Annotated in this window: 16 protein-coding genes; 5 read left to right on the top strand and 11 right to left on the bottom strand. The window is 68.1% G+C overall.

The annotated features are described in order from the left end of the window. The coding region (locus tag VJV41_RS10755) for a hypothetical protein (RefSeq protein WP_325333464.1) at window positions 1-191 on the top strand (191 nt) is incomplete at its 5' end. A gap of 62 nt (window positions 192-253) precedes the next feature. Here VJV41_RS10755 and nadC read toward each other — a convergent pair. Genes nadC through nadA form a run of 3 tightly spaced genes read right to left on the bottom strand, consistent with a single transcriptional unit; the run spans window position 254 to window position 3,659 of the window. Continuing rightward, entirely contained in the window at window positions 254-1,111 is an 858-nt protein-coding gene (nadC, locus tag VJV41_RS10760; protein ID WP_325333465.1) for a carboxylating nicotinate-nucleotide diphosphorylase, read from the bottom strand. Further along, on the bottom strand, window positions 1,111-2,658 hold the full coding sequence (locus tag VJV41_RS10765) for an L-aspartate oxidase (RefSeq protein ID WP_325333467.1): 1,548 nt from the start codon (window positions 2,656-2,658) through the stop codon (window positions 1,111-1,113). Before VJV41_RS10765 ends, nadC begins: the two co-directional genes overlap by 1 nt. Further along, complete coding sequence (nadA, locus tag VJV41_RS10770; protein ID WP_325333469.1) at window positions 2,655-3,659, bottom strand: quinolinate synthase NadA; 1,005 nt, start codon at window positions 3,657-3,659, stop codon at window positions 2,655-2,657. Before nadA ends, VJV41_RS10765 begins: the two co-directional genes overlap by 4 nt. A gap of 48 nt (window positions 3,660-3,707) precedes the next feature. Between nadA and VJV41_RS10775 the strand changes: the two genes are divergently transcribed. Beyond that, window positions 3,708-4,400, top strand: coding sequence for an NUDIX hydrolase (locus VJV41_RS10775; RefSeq protein ID WP_325333473.1), 693 nt, complete (start codon window positions 3,708-3,710; stop codon window positions 4,398-4,400). A gap of 42 nt (window positions 4,401-4,442) precedes the next feature. Further along, window positions 4,443-5,780, top strand: coding sequence for a lipase family protein (locus VJV41_RS10780; RefSeq protein ID WP_325333475.1), 1,338 nt, complete (start codon window positions 4,443-4,445; stop codon window positions 5,778-5,780). On the opposite strand, the gene VJV41_RS10785 is transcribed toward VJV41_RS10780, so the two are convergent. From VJV41_RS10785 to bioB, 3 genes are read right to left on the bottom strand one after another with little or no spacing between them, the layout of a single operon-like run. After that, the gene (locus VJV41_RS10785) at window positions 5,746-6,378 is read right to left on the bottom strand and encodes a DUF2567 domain-containing protein (protein ID WP_325333477.1); all 633 of its coding nucleotides are present in this window, start codon (window positions 6,376-6,378) and stop codon (window positions 5,746-5,748) included. The genes VJV41_RS10780 and VJV41_RS10785 overlap by 35 nt on opposite strands. After that, window positions 6,365-6,565, bottom strand: a complete 201-nt coding sequence (locus VJV41_RS10790) for a hypothetical protein (RefSeq protein ID WP_325333479.1) — start codon at window positions 6,563-6,565, stop codon at window positions 6,365-6,367. The genes VJV41_RS10785 and VJV41_RS10790 overlap by 14 nt, the downstream gene beginning before the upstream one ends. Then, entirely contained in the window at window positions 6,566-7,561 is a 996-nt protein-coding gene (bioB, locus tag VJV41_RS10795; protein ID WP_325333481.1) for a biotin synthase BioB, read from the bottom strand. 75 nt (window positions 7,562-7,636) lie between these two features. Between bioB and VJV41_RS10800 the strand changes: the two genes are divergently transcribed. Next, window positions 7,637-8,245 (top strand): TetR family transcriptional regulator, encoded by a 609-nt coding sequence (locus tag VJV41_RS10800; RefSeq protein ID WP_325333483.1) that lies wholly within the window; start codon window positions 7,637-7,639, stop codon window positions 8,243-8,245. Here the strand turns inward: VJV41_RS10800 and VJV41_RS10805 are convergent. After that, window positions 8,201-8,956, bottom strand: coding sequence for a maleylpyruvate isomerase family mycothiol-dependent enzyme (locus VJV41_RS10805; protein ID WP_325333485.1), 756 nt, complete (start codon window positions 8,954-8,956; stop codon window positions 8,201-8,203). The two genes, VJV41_RS10800 and VJV41_RS10805, sit on opposite strands and share 45 nt — an antisense overlap. A gap of 92 nt (window positions 8,957-9,048) precedes the next feature. On the opposite strand from VJV41_RS10805, the gene VJV41_RS10810 reads away from it, so the two are divergent. Then, on the top strand, window positions 9,049-9,384 hold the full coding sequence (locus VJV41_RS10810) for an MmcQ/YjbR family DNA-binding protein (protein WP_325333488.1): 336 nt from the start codon (window positions 9,049-9,051) through the stop codon (window positions 9,382-9,384). On the opposite strand, the gene VJV41_RS10815 is transcribed toward VJV41_RS10810, so the two are convergent. The 4 genes from VJV41_RS10815 to VJV41_RS10830 form a co-directional block, all read right to left on the bottom strand. After that, window positions 9,377-9,886 (bottom strand): 2'-5' RNA ligase family protein, encoded by a 510-nt coding sequence (locus VJV41_RS10815; RefSeq protein ID WP_325333492.1) that lies wholly within the window; start codon window positions 9,884-9,886, stop codon window positions 9,377-9,379. The two genes, VJV41_RS10810 and VJV41_RS10815, sit on opposite strands and share 8 nt — an antisense overlap. Next, the gene (gene bioD / locus VJV41_RS10820) at window positions 9,886-10,557 is read right to left on the bottom strand and encodes a dethiobiotin synthase (protein WP_325333494.1); all 672 of its coding nucleotides are present in this window, start codon (window positions 10,555-10,557) and stop codon (window positions 9,886-9,888) included. The genes VJV41_RS10815 and bioD overlap by 1 nt, the downstream gene beginning before the upstream one ends. Beyond that, on the bottom strand, window positions 10,554-11,699 hold the full coding sequence (locus tag VJV41_RS10825) for an 8-amino-7-oxononanoate synthase (protein ID WP_325333496.1): 1,146 nt from the start codon (window positions 11,697-11,699) through the stop codon (window positions 10,554-10,556). The genes bioD and VJV41_RS10825 overlap by 4 nt, the downstream gene beginning before the upstream one ends. 50 nt (window positions 11,700-11,749) lie before the next feature. Then, window positions 11,750-12,547, bottom strand: a 798-nt coding sequence (locus tag VJV41_RS10830; RefSeq protein WP_325333498.1) for an aminotransferase class III-fold pyridoxal phosphate-dependent enzyme, incomplete at its 5' end; no start/stop codon positions are given.

The following is a 12,547-nucleotide window of genomic DNA, read 5'->3' on the forward strand; positions in this document are numbered from 1 at the left end:
ACGGCGGCAACGGCGGCAACGGCGGCAACGGGGGCTCCAACGCTCCCGGCGGAGCGGGCGGCCCCGGCGGGTTCGGCGTCGGCACACCGGGCACCGGAGGCAATGGCGGCAACGGCGGTCACCCGGGTGGTCCGGGTGGGGCCGGCGGTGCCGGCAGCACCACCAACGGCAGCGACGGCGCCGACGGGTAACTGTCTGTCCCCTGACATCGAGCCCCTCACCGGCCGGGTGGGGGGCTCGATGCTGTCAAGGGCTAGAGATCCAAGCCGATGTCGAGAACGCGAACCGAATGCGTAAGCGCGCCGACCGCGAGATAGTCGACGCCGGTACCCCCATACTCGGCCGCGGTGTCGAGCGCCAGCCCGCCCGACGACTCGAGTTTGGTGCTCGGCGCGCGAGCGTCGCGACGCTGCACCGCGGTCTGCGTTTGCCACACCGGAAAGTTGTCCAGCAGAACAAGTTCCACATCCTCGGCGAGGACGTCGTCGAGCTGCTCGAGCGAATCAACCTCGACTTCGCATGGCAGATCCGGAGCGGCGGCGCGCACCGCCCGTAACGCCTCCACCACCGAACCCGCCGCGGCCACGTGGTTGTCTTTGATCAGCGCCGCATCGCCGAGACCCATGCGGTGGTTGACGCCGCCGCCGACGCGCACTGCATACTTCTGCAGGGTCCGCAGCCCGGGCAGCGTCTTGCGGGTGTCGCGGATCTTCGCCTTCGTACCGGCCACCGCGTCGACCCACGCCGCCGTCGTCGTCGCGATACCCGATAGATGGCATACCAAATTCAGCATGGTCCGCTCGGCGGTCAGTAGACCTTGCGTCGGCGCATCGACGATCAGCACCACCCCGCCGGTATCCACGCGTGCGCCGTCGTCCACCCGTTGCTTGATCCGGTAGCCGTCAGGACCAATCACCTCGTCGAGCACCAACAGGGCGATATCGACACCGGCGATCACCCCAGGTTCACGGGCAACCATCGACGCCGTGGTCGTCGCTTCGGCGGGCACCGTGGCCAACGTGGTGACATCGGGGCCGTAGCGCAAGTCCTCTTCAAGGCCACGCGCGATCACCCTGCGAGCCTCGGTCAGCTCGTCAGCGCTCAGCTCCATCAGCAGCACGCCGCCGCGGGTACCAGGCTGCGCGCCAACGACGGGTCGGTGTCGGGGTAGTCCGAGCGATGATGGCAGCCTCGGGATTCCGCGCGGGCCAATGCCGCCGCGGCGACCGCTTCGGCTGTAGTCGTCAACGCGACATCCTCAAAGTCGGTGCGGGACCGCATATTACGCGGTGTCGCCGCAGCTAGTTCATGTGCCAGCCGTCTCAATCCGTCCCCGTCGCGGACCACGGACGCGTACCGGCTCATCGCATGCTGCAACTCTGCCCGCGGCAGGGCTCGGCGCATCGGTAACCCATCAACGACGGCATGGCTGGGTCCGGCGTCGGCGGCATGCTCGGCGGCGACCTTGCCGGCCCGCCCGCCCACCACAAGGCCTTCGAGCAGGCTGTTGGACGCCAACCGGTTGGCTCCGTGCATGCCGGTGCGCGCCACCTCGCCCGCGGCGAACAACCCCGAAAGTCCAGTGCGCCCATACACATCGGTGATCACGCCGCCGCAGCTGTAGTGCGCACCCGGCACGACGGGAATGGGCTGACGAGTCGGATCGATGCCGGCCGCCCGGCACGCCGCGGTCACGGTCGGGAACCGTCGCTCGAAGCCGTCGATGCCGCGCGCGTCGAGGTACACACAAGGATCACCGGTTTCGGCCAGCCGCGCGTCGATCGCTGCCGCCACCACATCCCGTGGCGCCAGATCGCCCATCGGATGCACACCCGCTGTCACCGAATTCCCCTGGGCGTCAACAAGAAATGCACCCTCGCCGCGAATCGCCTCGGTGATCAATGGCCGTCGGCCACCGGCATGCCCGTCGTACAGCATGGTGGGATGAAACTGGATGAACTCCAGATCGCCGACGGGCAGCCCGGCCCACATCGCCAGGGCAATGCCGTCGCCCGTCGACCCTTCCGGGTTCGTCGTGGCTGCATAGAGATGACCCAATCCCCCGGTGGCCAGGATCACCGACGGCGCATGCACGACGCCAAGGCCATCCGCGGTCAACACCAGCACACCGGTCACCGCGCCACCGTCGCGCAACAGTTCCAGTGCGACGTGGTTGCGACGGATATCCAGCAAGGCCGCCGCATGATCGAGCGCCCGCTGTACCTCGGCGCCGGTCGCGTCGCCGCCAGAGTGGATGATCCGCCGACGCGAATGACCGCCTTCGCGAGTGAGCGACCACTGCCCCGGCGCCGACTCGTCGAAACGCGCACCGTCGTCGACCAATTCAGCCACCGCGCGATAGCCGTCGGCGACGATCGAGCGCACCGCTTCCGGATCACACAGCCCGGCGCCGGCGGCCAACGTGTCGGCGACGTGTGCATCCACCGAGTCGTCGGTATCGGGCAGGACCACCGCGATGCCGCCCTGCGCATAGAACGTCGCCGTCTCGCTCGCCTTGCTCAGCACCACCACCTTTCGGCCGCGACGATGCGCCGCGAGCGCAGCGACCAGACCCGCCACGCCGGTGCCGATGACGACGACGTCGGCCCGCTGCTGCCAGTAGCCGCGCCCTCCACAGGCCGCAAAGAGCCGAGTCATTCGCCGCCGCCGGGCTGACCGATCTCGATCATCCGCCGCACGCTGGCGCGGGCCCGCTGGGCAATGTCCGGATCGACGTCGACGACGTCGGCGCCTTCGACCAGGCAGCGCAGCACGGCGGCAGGCGTGATCATCTTCATGTACTTGCACGACGCCCGGTCGTTGACGGCACGGAAGTCGACTTCCGGTGCGGCACGGCGCAATTGATGCAGCATCCCGACCTCAGTGGCGACCAGAACCTGGCGGGCGTTCGTCGAGCGAGCGGCGTCCAGCATTCCGCCGGTGGACAGTATCTTCACCCGGTCCTCGGGGAAGGCGCCCTCACCGGCCAGGTACAAAGCCGAAGTGGCGCAACCGCATTCGGGGTGCACATACAGCTCGGCATCGGGATGGGCGCGGGCCTGATCGGACAGCTCGTCGCCGTTGATGCCCGCGTGCACGTGGCACTCGCCGGCCCACACGTGCAGGTTCTTGCGGCCGGTGATACGGCGCACATGCGCGCCGAGGAACTGGTCAGGGCAGAACAGCACCTCACGGTCCTCGGGAATCGACGCCACCACCTCGACGGCGTTGGACGACGTGCAGCAGATGTCGGTTTCGGCCTTCACCGCCGCGGTGGTGTTGACGTAGGAGACGACGACGGCGTCGGGATACTCGGCCTTCCACGCCCGCAGGTCGTCGGCGGTGATGGAATCGGCCAGCGAGCAGCCGGCGCGCTGGTCGGGGATCAGCACGGTCTTGTCGGGGCTGAGGATCTTCGCGGTCTCGGCCATGAAGTGCACGCCGCAGAACACGATGGTGTCCTCGGGCGCCTCGGCGGCGATACGCGACAGCGCCAGCGAGTCGCCGACGTGGTCGGCGACGTCCTGGATGGCCGGCAGCTGGTAGTTATGCGCGAGCAGGGTCGCGCCGCGCAGCTCGGCTAGGCGCCGAACCTCGGCCGCCCACTCCTCGTCGCCGACGACACCGTCATATGCGGGACTAAGGTCCAGAACCGTCACGGGTGCCTCTCCAATCCGATCGGAGGTTTTCGACTTATAATCGAAAACATGCCACATATTAGCACCGCACATGAGGTGCTCGCCGTCGTGTTCCAGGTTCGCGGAGTCGATTCCCGGAAACCGGGCCTTAACGTGCTGTTATGGCAGCGTGCACTCGAGCCGGAGCGTGGCAAATGGTCGCTGCCGGGCGGTCGGCTGGGCGACGACGAGGACATGACCAGCTCGGTTCGCCGCCAACTCGCCGAGAAAGTCGATCTGCGTGAACTTGCTCACCTGGAGCAGCTGGCTGTGTTTTCCGATCCGAACAGGGTGCCTGGCCCACGCACCATCGCGTCGACATTCCTCGGTCTCGTACCCTCCCCCGCGACCCCAGAACTGCCGTCGGACACGCGCTGGCATCCGGTGAGCGATCTGCCGCCGATGGCGTTCGACCACGCGCCGATGGTGGAGCACGCACGCACCCGCCTGGTCGCCAAGATGTCGTACACCAATATCGGGTTCGGGTTGGCGCCAACGGAATTCGCGCTCTCCACGCTGCGCGACATCTACAGCGCCACGCTGGGCTACCAGGTCGACGCGACCAATCTGCAGCGCGTGCTCGAACGGCGCAACGTCATCACCCGTACTGGCACCACGGCGCGTTCGGGACGCAGCGGTGGCCGTCCCGCGGCCCTGTATCGCTTCGCCGAATCCCGATACCGGGTGACCGACGAATTCGCCGCATTGCGGCCGCCTGGGTGAGTCGACTGGATTCTTAACGCCCTCTTAAGTAACAATGCCCGGATGGACTTGGGCAGCGTGGCACGGTCGACCGGCGCCGAATGGATCGGGCAGCCAGCCCACCAGGAGCTGCAGCGCAAGAGCCGCCCCGTCATCCCTGCCAAGGACCCGTTTTACGAGCCGCCACCAGGCTTCGAGCATTCCCGTCCCGGCACGGTGCTGCGCTCGCGGGACGTCGAGCTGGCGTTTCTTGGTCTGATTCCGCAGCAGTTCACGGCCACGCAGCTGCTCTACCGCACGACTGACTTCAACGGATTACCCCAGGCCACCGTCACCACGGTGATCGTGCCGACCGAACGCGCGGCCGACGGCCCGGTGCCGCTGGTGTCCTACCAGTGCGCGATCGACGCGGTGGCCGGCCGCTGCTTTCCGTCGTATGCGCTTCGGCGGGGCGCCAAAGCCCTTGGTGCGCTTGCCCAAGTCGAATTCTTCCTGGTTGCCGCCGCGCTGGCGGAGGGCTGGGCGGTGTCAGTGCCCGACCATGAAGGTCCGAGCGGCATGTGGGGCGCCCCGTACGAACCCGGCTACCACGTGCTCGACGGCATCCGCGCGGCCCTGGCCTACGAACGGCTTGGCCTGTCACAGGACGCCCCTGTGGGCCTGTGGGGGTACTCCGGCGGTGGCCTCGCCAGCGCCTGGGCGGCCGAGGTCAGCGGCTCGTATGCGCCCGAACTGAACATCGTCGGGGCGGTGCTCGGTTCCCCGGTCGCCGACCTGGGACATGCGTTTCGCCGGCTCAACGGAAGTTTCTACTCCGGGCTGCCCGCGATGGTGGTGGCGGCGCTCTCGCACATCTATCCCGAGCTGGACCGGGTCATCCAGGAGCACGCCACCGACGAAGGCAAGGCGATGCTGCTGCGCATCGAAAAGATGACGACCGCACATGCGGTGCTTCGCCTGATCGGCATGGACATGGGCAAGCTGATCGATCAGCCGCTCGAGCAGATCCTGCAGACGCCCGAGGTGCAGCACGTGTTCGAGAGCATCAAGCTCGGCACCGCGGTGCCGACGCCGCCAGTGCTGATCGTGCAGGCAGTGCACGACCGGATCGTCTCGGTCGATGACATTGACGACTTGACACACGTCTACCAGTCGGGCGGCGCCTCGGTGACCTACCACCGCGACATGTTCAGCGAGCACATGCTGCTGCACCCGATGTCGGCACCAATGACGTTGCGCTGGTTGACCGATCGCTTCAACGGCAAGCCGCTCGGCGAGCACCTGGTGCGGACGACGTGGCCGACGCTGCTGAACCCGATGACCTACGTCGGCATGGCGCGGCTGATCAAGATCGCCGCGAAGGTCGTCACTGGGCGGACGGTAGAACGCCGTCCGCTGTGACGGTCGGGCCGATCACCGGCTCTTCGACGGGCGGCCAGGCGCCGAGATCGTCACGCTGAGTCGACACGGCCAGCAGGGCATAGACGAGCGCAGCTGCCGCCGCGGGAAACAGGATGGTCGCGGCAATGACCAGCGGTGAGTGCCCGAAGAACACCGCAGGCGCTTCGATTACGTAGTGCACACGATGCTCTGGCGACACTGGCGCCCCCGCGATGTCGATCGCGCCGTAGCGCCAGCGAACCAATAGCGCGCCAACCCCGGCCGCTGCTCCTGCCGCCGTCGCCGCGCCTGTCGCCAGCGCGGCGACGATCGCCGGCCCGCGATGAACCCGCCATTGCCACAACAACACCGCGGCGATGACCGCCACCACCGAGAGCATGCCCGCGATCAGGAACGCCGCGATGAAGAAGTGGTCGCTTTCGTTTCCCAGATAGGCCTTGACTCGCTCACCGCTCTTGGTCAGGGCGACGACCCCGTGGATCGGTGGAGCCAGCCATGCCCACAACGCGCCTGCCAAGGCGCCGGCCACCGTCAAGCCGGCCACCGTGATCAACAGCGCGCGCCGACGTGAAATGCGGGGTGGCTCAACGTCGTTCATCGAGGTCCTTTGAATCCAGCTCGCCGTGGCGGGAGCACTTCGCCGACCAGCCGTCGGGACGCACTTGCACCACCATCCGTCGCCCGCACTCCGCGCAGAACCGTGGCGGTTCCAGGCCGAGTTGCGCGGCAGACGGCACTGCCCCGCCGGCGGGCTCGCCAGTGTAGACGTTGAACTTGGCCACCATTTACAGGCTGGCGTTGAGCGCCTTGATCGGCATCTGCAGATCGTCGAGCAGCTCGAGATCAGACTCAGCCGGCCTTCCCAGCGTGGTCAGGTAATTGCCGACGATGACGGCGTTGATGCCGCCGAGGATGCCCTTCTTGGCACCCAGGTCGCCGAGCGTGATCTCCCGGCCGCCGGCGAACCGCAGCATGGTGCGTGGCAAGGCAAGCCGGAAGGCCGCGACGGCCTTCAAGGCTTCCGAGGCCGGCAACACGTCGAGATCCCCGAAGGGCGTACCCGGGCGTGGGTTCAGGAAGTTCAGCGGAACCTCGTGAGGGTCCAACTCGGCGAGGTTGGCGGCGAATTCGGCACGCTGCTCGAGGGTTTCACCCATCCCAAGAATGCCGCCGCAGCACACCTCCATGCCCGCTTCGCGGACCATCTGCAGGGTGTCCCAACGCTCCTCCCAGGTGTGGGTGGTGACGACGTTGGTGAAGAACGACTGCGCGGTCTCGAGGTTGTGGTTGTAGCGGTGCACGCCCATGTCTGAAAGCCGCTCGACCTGCTCTTGGGTCAGCATGCCCAGCGAGCAGGCGATCTGGATGTCGACCTCGTTGCGGATGGCCTCGATGCCCGCGGCGACCTGGGCCAGCAGCCGCTCGTCGGGTCCGCGCACGGCGGCGACGATGCAGAACTCGGTCGCGCCGGTCTTGGCGGTCTGCTTGGCCGCTTCGACGAGGCTCGGGATGTCCAGCCACGCGCTGCGCACAGGCGACGCGAAAAGCCCTGACTGCGAACAGAAGTGGCAGTCCTCCGGGCAGCCGCCGGTCTTCAGGCTGATGATGCCCTCGACCTCGACATCGGGTCCGCACCATGCCATACGCACCTCGTGCGCCAGCGCCAGCACCTCGTCGAGGCGGTCATCGGGCAGCTGCAGCACCCGCAGCGTCTGTTCCTGGTTCAGGCCCTCGCCGCGCTCCAGTACCTGCTCGCGAGCCTCCGCCAGAATGTCGCTCACCCGAATAGCCTCCTGTGAAACTTGAACACGTCGGCCGAGCCGACAATTGAACGGTGTTCAGGTTAGGGTACCGGTGTGCAACTCCACAAACGCGACGTGGTCGAGGCGGCGACAACCCTGCTGGACAACTATGGGATCGCCGACCTGACGATGCGGCGGCTGGCCCGCGAGCTGAACGTCTCGCCCGGCGCGCTGTACTGGCATTTCGCCAACAAACAGGAGCTGCTCGGAGCGGTCGCCGATCGCGTCCTGAAATCCGTCGGAGACGTCCCCGGCGGATGGCGCGAGCACGTCACGGGGGTCTGCGAGCGGCTGCGCAATGCGCTGCTATCGCACACCGACGGCGCCGAGCTGGTGTCGGCGAGCTTCGCGGCAGGCCAATCTGAAGCGATGGCGCGGATTCTGATGCGGCTGACCGACGCGACCACCGACGCCGGCGTGGACCCCGCTCACACAGAACTGGCCGCCCGCACGGTCATCTATTACGTGCTCGGCTCCACCGCCGACGAGCAGTCGCGGCTGCAGTGGGACGCGGCAGGCGCCGAGTTGCCCGACGGCCAATCGGTGCTTTCCGAAGATCCCACCGCGCGGTTCGCGTTCGGGCTTCGTTTGCTTGTCGACGGCATTGCCACCCAAGCATCACGGCATGCCGTCGGCGACGATCGCGTCGAGAGCCGCAACTGACGCCGCCCGCCCCGAAATCTCCACCGTTCCGCCGCGCGTCCACGCCCACAGCGCGAGGTCTACAACCGGGGCGGTGACCGAGGCCGTCGGCACCCCGTTCGTCGCGCGCACCGCCCGGGGCGAGCCGGCCGTTGTTTGGCCCACCTCGACCAGCCACCGCCGATCGACGTCGGTCGCGACGAACTCGACGACGGCGCGAGGCTCGTAGGTCGCCCCGTCGGGCAGCCAGCCCCACATCACATCGACAGCGTGGTCAACCGCGCCGGCCGCTACGTCAGCGGCGATCGGACCGATCGGCAAGCCCGCGGCCAGCTCGGCGTCCACGCGATGCATCGTCGCTTCGTAGGTCTGCATCCGGCGGGTGAAGCCGACCGTCTGGTCCGCCGGCCACCACGTCCAGCGCGGCGCGGCGTCGTCGAGCCGGCCGAGCTGGTCCAGCAGGGCGGTCGTCGCCCCCTCGCGCAGCGCGAGTAGATCCGGTATGGCGCTGGGGCGGTCGGGTTTCGCCTGCTCGACGGCCGCAATGTCGGATTCGGTGCGGGCGTTGCGCGCCAGCACACCGGCCCAAAAGTAGTGCACATTGGTCAGATGCCAGAGCAGGTCGGCGGCGCTCCACTCCGGGCATGTCGGGCATCGGTCGTCGGGCTCTGCGGTGGCCAGCACATCGGCGAAGCGGTGGGATTCGGCACGAATGACCGCAATCCGGTCCATACGCCAAGCATGTCAGCCGATCGGGTGCTCCGTAGGCTTGGGTCGTCCGCCAAACTGAATCCTTGTCGGGCAGCCCGACTAGCCTCGGCAATGTGATCACCGTCGACGACGTTCGGCACATCATTGCGCCACTGCCAAGGGCCTACGAGGTCGTGGTGCGCGACCAGATCAAATTCCGGGTCGGACAGATCGTCTTCGTGGCGTTCTCCCGCGACGAGACCGTGATGGGCGTCGGCTTCCCCAGGGAGGAACGCGCGGCGATGGTGGCCGCCGAGCCCGACAAGTTCATGCTGCCGCGCAAGTCAGACATGAGATACAACTGGATTCACGTCCAACTCGACGCGATCGACCTCGAGGAGGTGCGCGAGCTGGTGATCGACGCCTGGCGGATGTGTGTGCCGAAAAAGGTTGCGGCTCAGGTCAACTGATTGGGTATTCGCTTTTGGCGCCGCCATCCCAGCGACGCAGGCCCACGACGCGGCCTACGATCTCCGACGGCTTACCCGCGATACGCAGGGCCCGGCCCAATTGCCCCGGCGCCACGCGACGCGCCAACGTGACATGCGCAGTCCAGTGTCCGGGTGCGGAGTTCGGCATCGGAGCGGGCTCCTGATGCGCGAGGCAGAGCCGGTGCACGTCGGCGTGTACGTCGAGCAGCTCGATCGTGGGCACGACCAACCGTGCGAGCACCGCCTTGGACCGGCCGAACAGCAGCGGCGCGCCGATCCGGCATTCGAACGGAAACCGGTCCAACAACGGCCTCAGCAGTGAGTCCACGACGGGGTCGATCCGCTCGGACACCGTCAGCGTCGCATGAGGCCGGCTCGCGGGCGCCTGACTCGGAATTCCGGCCTCGCGCAATCCATCCCAGATATGTCGGATCGCCGCCTCGGTGTCCGGGTCGAAAACCAGCTCGACGGAATGGACCATCAGCCGACCAGGCTCTTGACCCAATCCGGGTCGAACGCCGACGCGCTCATCGTCTCGAACTCCCCTGCGCCCAGCGCACCCGCGCCCGCGGGCAGCACGGCACGCAGCGACGCCAGCCGCGAAAGCGCGTCTCGGTTGCCCGCCTCGGTCACGCCCGGCTCGGATGGCCATGCGCCGATCACCAATCCCGCACACGGAATACCATGGGCAGCAAGGGCTTCCAACGTCAACATGGTGTGGTTGAGCGTGCCCAACCCCGGTGAGACAACGATCAACACCGGCGCAGACAGATCGCGGGCCACATCGCGCAACGTCGCCCCGTCCTCCCCTAATTCGACGAGCAGGCCACCGGCGCCCTCCACCAACGTCAGCCCCGCGTCGACGCTGCGGACCGATGCCACCAGCTCGTCGCGCGTGGGCAACGCCATGCCGGCGCGCTCAGCCGCCGCCACCGGACCCAGCGGCTCGGGATAGCGCCACGACCCGTAGAGCGCCGTCACCCCGGCCAACCGGCCGACGTCAGCGAGGTCGTCGTCGCGAGGGCTACCGGTTTGCACGGGTTTGCACACCGCGACGCCGACGCCGGCCAGCCGCGCATGACAAGCGAGCGCCGCAGTGGCCACCGTCTTGCCGACGCCGGTGTCGGTGCCCGTGACGACCAGAACGCTCACGAGCGTGCGGGTAACACTTCCGTGAGCACCTCACGGGCCAACGCCATTTCTTCGGCTGACAGCGACGCCCGCGCCGTCAGCCGCAAGCGCGACGTTCCCGCGGGCACGGTCGGCGGACGGAAGCAGCCGACCCGCACGCCGCGGTCGAGGCAGGCCACCGCGGCGCCGAAAGCGACCTCGGGCTCGCCGAGGATCACCGACACCACCGCCGAGCCAGGACGCTGCGCGACACCGCACGTATCAGCAAGCGCCGCAGCATGTTTCAGCACCGCCTCTGCTCGCCACGGCTCGTCGGTCAGCACCTGCAGCGCGGCCAGGGCGGCGCCGACCGCCGCCGGCGCCAGCCCGGTGTCGAAGATGAACGGCCGCGCGGCGTCGATCAGATGCTCGCGCACCGCCGACGGCCCGAGCGCCACGCCGCCCTGGCTGCCCAGCGCCTTGGACAGCGTCGTCGTCATCACGACGTCGGGTGCGCCGGCCAGGCCGACCTCATGCAGCAGACCGCGCCCGCCGCTGCCGCGCACCCCCAAGCCGTGTGCCTCGTCGACGATCAGCAGTGCGCCGTGGCGTCGGCACACCTCATGCAACGACCGCAGGGGCGCCAACACACCATCGGCGGAGAACACCGAATCGGTCACCACGACGGCACGCTCTTCGTCGCGCGCGGCCAGCGCGGCCTCGACGGCCGAGACGTCGCGGTGCGGTGTCACCACCACCCTGGCGCGCGACAGCCGGCAGGCGTCGACCAAAGACGCATGCGTCAGCGCGTCGGAAACCAATAGCGACCCTGGCCCCGACAACGACACCACTGCACCCAGGTTCGCGGTGTATCCCGAGGAGAACACCAGCGCCGACTCCGCGCCGACGAAACCGGCCAGCGCAGTCTCGAAGTCTTCGTGCAGTTCGGTGTTACCGGTGACCAGCCGTGAGCCCGTCGAGCCTGCGCCCCACGTGCGCAACGCCTCGACCCCGCCCTCGATCACCGACGGGTGCTGCGAGAGGCCGAGGTAGTCGTTGGACGCCAAGTCCAGTTCCGCGCCGACGGGCGGGCGGGCACGCAAAGCCCGGCGGAGTCCGGCGGTGCGCCGCTGCTCTGCGACCTCGTCGAGCCAGGCCAGCGGGGAAAGACCAACGCGTGTCACCTGAACCTCCTGACTTGAACACGTCGGCCGAGCCGACAATTGAACAGTGTTCAGGTTAACGCACCCGCGACGCCCACCATCGCCGAGGTGATCTGCCCCACTTCGTCGGGCCCGCAGATGTACGGCGGCATCGCGTAGATGAGATTGCGGAACGGCCGCAGCCAAACCCCGCGCTCCAGTGCAGCGGGTGTCGCGACCCGCAGATCGACCGGCCGATCCATCTCGATCACGCCGATCGCTCCGAGTACCCGGACATCCGCCACACCCGGCAGCGCCGCCGCCGGCGCCAGCCCAGAACGCAGCCCGGTCTCGATTTCGGACACCTGACACCGCCAATCACTGCCGAGCAGCACCTCGACGGACGCCACGCCCACCGCGCACGCCAGCGCATTGGCCATGAACGTCGGGCCGTGCATCAGCGCGCCCGGCGCGTGGGTGCTGATCGTGTGCGCGATCTCGCGGCTGCACAGCGTGGCGGCCAGCGTGATGTAGCCGCCCGTCAAGGCCTTGCCCACACACATGATGTCCGGGCTGACACCGGCGTGGTCGGCGGCGAACAGCTCGCCGGTGCGCCCGAATCCGGTGGCGATCTCGTCGAAGATCAGCAGCACGCCATGCCGGTCGCACGCCTCGCGCAGATCGGCGAGGTACCGCGGGTCGTGAAAATGCATCCCGCCCGCGCCCTGCACCACCGGCTCGACGATCACAGCCGCCAGTTCGTCGGCGTGCTCGGCCAGCTGTTTCTCGAACGCCTCGCTGTATGCCGCGTCGTAGTCCGTCGGGACCCGCGGGGCGAACTCCTGGTGAGCCAACACGTCGGTCCACAGCGAGTGCATGCCGCCGTCGGG

The organism is Mycobacterium sp., from assembly GCF_035274705.1.
In the GTDB taxonomy this organism is placed as follows: Bacteria; Actinomycetota; Actinomycetes; order Mycobacteriales; family Mycobacteriaceae; genus Mycobacterium.